Source organism: Bartonella sp. LB28NMGDW (genome assembly GCF_042194435.1).
GTDB lineage: Bacteria > Pseudomonadota > Alphaproteobacteria > Rhizobiales > Rhizobiaceae > Bartonella > Bartonella grahamii.
Map to the genome: position 1 here is coordinate 1 of NZ_JBHIMX010000053.1, position 2,846 is coordinate 2,846.

Consider the following 2,846-nt stretch of genomic DNA (forward strand, 5'->3'; position numbering starts at 1 on the left):
TTTATCAATAATTAGAGATAAATTCACTCTCCAGCTCCTCTAAGCCACTCAACACGCATATAAACGAGACATCATGCTATCAAGCACATCCTATCGTCAAAAACAACAGCATAAAACAATAAAGAAATCTCTTTTGAAGTCTTTAAGACAACCACGCAAAACTCTTTTTATGGCATTCTCATCAAGGAACTTTTTTCCAAAAGCAAATGATCTGAGTGACCTTATCAGAAGAGTTTTGTCAGTCTTGTCAGTTCATTCTAGCTCCTATATTATTTTTTTTAAATGAGAGAAAATTAAAAACATTATATTTCAATATGTTAGTATTTTAACGATACAACCTATATCGACAATACAACCTTAAATACAATCAATAATATATATTTGTCAGTTTGTGTCTGTAAATTGAACTAACAAACTAGATTATTTTAGTGACTCATAAAATCTATCAAAATAATCATTATGATATTTTAAAAGCACATGCTTCATTTGTCTTTTTTCCATAAAATAAACAGCAAATTTCACTATTTTGCTGATCTGATCTCTCTCATGGGCATGGGCTGTGGATAAGTACCTTTAAAACCCCTTTTGAAAAAATTATCCGCTTTTTTTAGCATTTTTTCCAGTTTTCTCACTATTCATTCAAAATGGATTTAATAAGCTTCGTTTTAATTCTTTTGAAGAGAATTAAACCCCTTATACGAAAACGGAACTCTGTTGTAACAGGGCGTGAACTGGATCATTTGCACGTGAATTATGAAACTGTAAAACCTTATCCCGTAACCTTTAAAAAAGGTAATCCAAAAGTTACAGAGATCTCTAATCCAGAAAAATTCTATTACGTGACTGAAATGAAATTCGCAAAAGCAGGTAAAGAGAAAGATAAAACCACTGTTATTTATAATAACAATATCACAATAACAGATATCCCTCTTGACGCTTGTGAGTATATCGTTAATGGTAAACCCGCTCTTGAATGGGTTATGGGGCGTCAATGTGTTAAGACTGATAAAAAGAGTGGCATTGTTAATGATGCCAATCGTTATGCTGTTGAAACCATTGGCAACCCTGCCTACCCTCTAGAGTTATTTCAGAGGGTTATTACCATAAGTTTAGAGACAATGAAAATTGTTAAGAACCTACCAAAATTGGAAATAAGAGAAACTGAATAACTTAAAAGCATGCTCACATAATGGGTATGATAAACTCATAAGGGGTATAAGGTTTTATACCTATAGGTTCTTATATCCCTTTTATAAATTGCTGACATACAATCTTTAAAAGGATAATTTATCATACGTTATTTAAAAAGAAGAAACTTGCACTTTTAGATACTCTTATTTACATTGCCTTTAAAAGATTAAACCGTAATCTAAAATGATAGCTTTATTGTTATCAGAAGCTTTATTTAAAGAGGGTTATGTATATTCATTTTCTTATATTACTTATAGGTTTTGAATGTTTCTACCCCCCCCCAAACCCCTTACAAAACATAGAGCATTAGTTGAATTTATAGGTTGTACTATTGATATAGGTTGTTTTTTGAAAAATTGATAAAAAATAACATATTGAAATATAATGACTTTTATTTTTTATTGAAAAATATGTAAAGGGGGGCGTAAAAAGCACCTCCAAAACTCATAACCATAATGGTCTTGATAGCATTTATTATGATTATAATCCCTTTCTTTTGAAAGGCTTTAAAAGATCACATACTCTCATAAGACATGTTTTAATCATTCACTAAATGATCACTTTTGTCGATTCAATGTACTGACATAAACTGACAAATATATATTTACAGTTGTATTTATTTGTTATGGCTGTTTTAATAAGTTGTATTTTGAAAAATTGATAAAACTTAACTTATTGAAATATAATGATTTTAATTTTCTCTCATTTAAAAAAAATGATATAGGTTCTAAAAAGAACTGACAAGACTGACAAAAGTTTATTAAAAGGGATTTTGCTCATCTCTATAATGATCAGTTTCTATTGAGATGTTTTCATAAGTGTTTTCATAACGGTCTATAAATCACAATTATCATATATCCTATTTATCACTTCTCTTATGAACATGAAAAATGATGCCATGGCTATAAAGAACATAACAGCTATAGAGAAAGCAAAAATGCAAATGAAAGCATTTGTTATAAAGACAGTCCCTATAAAGGCTGTTAAGTCTAAAATGTGTTATTAAAAGAAATTAACAGAAATCTTAAAAGCCATTTAGTGACAAAATTGATAGGTTATAAAGTTTAAAATACGCATAATGAGAGCGTTTCTAAAATATTATAAATGTATAGATTCAGAAAATACGCAATCGTTTCACAAAGCCCGTAATATAGCTTTAAAAGCACATAAATATAAAAGAAGCAATTAATAGGCATAAGATATTATCAATACACAACGTATTTAAAAAATACAAAAAAATATCAAAAAAGATAAAATATTATTTGACAATAAATACGTATTTTGCTATATAAATAATCAAGTGATCAAAACACTTAATAACTAGCGGGTAAACCACGATAAGGTTTCTCCCATTTCTTTAAAATATCGACTGTCTTTTGTGCTGTGATTAGCATATAATGGTTTTGTCGGGTGTAGCTACACCATAAAATACCTTTATGGGAAAAGTGTAGCAACGGACTAGTTACCGTGTTTTGAGCGCCCGGCGCCCTTATAGGGTGTCAATTTCAAAACTCTAAATAACTAGGTTTAATAAAATGAATTATATCTCAAAAAACACCCCCGTTATCTCTAATATTTCAAATGAAACCGCGTCTGTTAATCAACAAGAGCCTGCAAAAAAATACGAATTTATTGATGATTGTGAATATATCGAT

At 29.6% G+C, this 2,846-nt stretch carries 1 pseudogene; it reads left to right on the plus strand.

What is annotated here, in order from left to right:
* Positions 1-713 precede the first annotated feature (713 nt).
* Positions 714-1,169 (plus strand): annotated as a pseudogene (locus ACFIKG_RS08890) (type ISP restriction/modification enzyme); the annotation flags it as partial.
* Positions 1,170-2,846 lie beyond the last annotated feature (1,677 nt).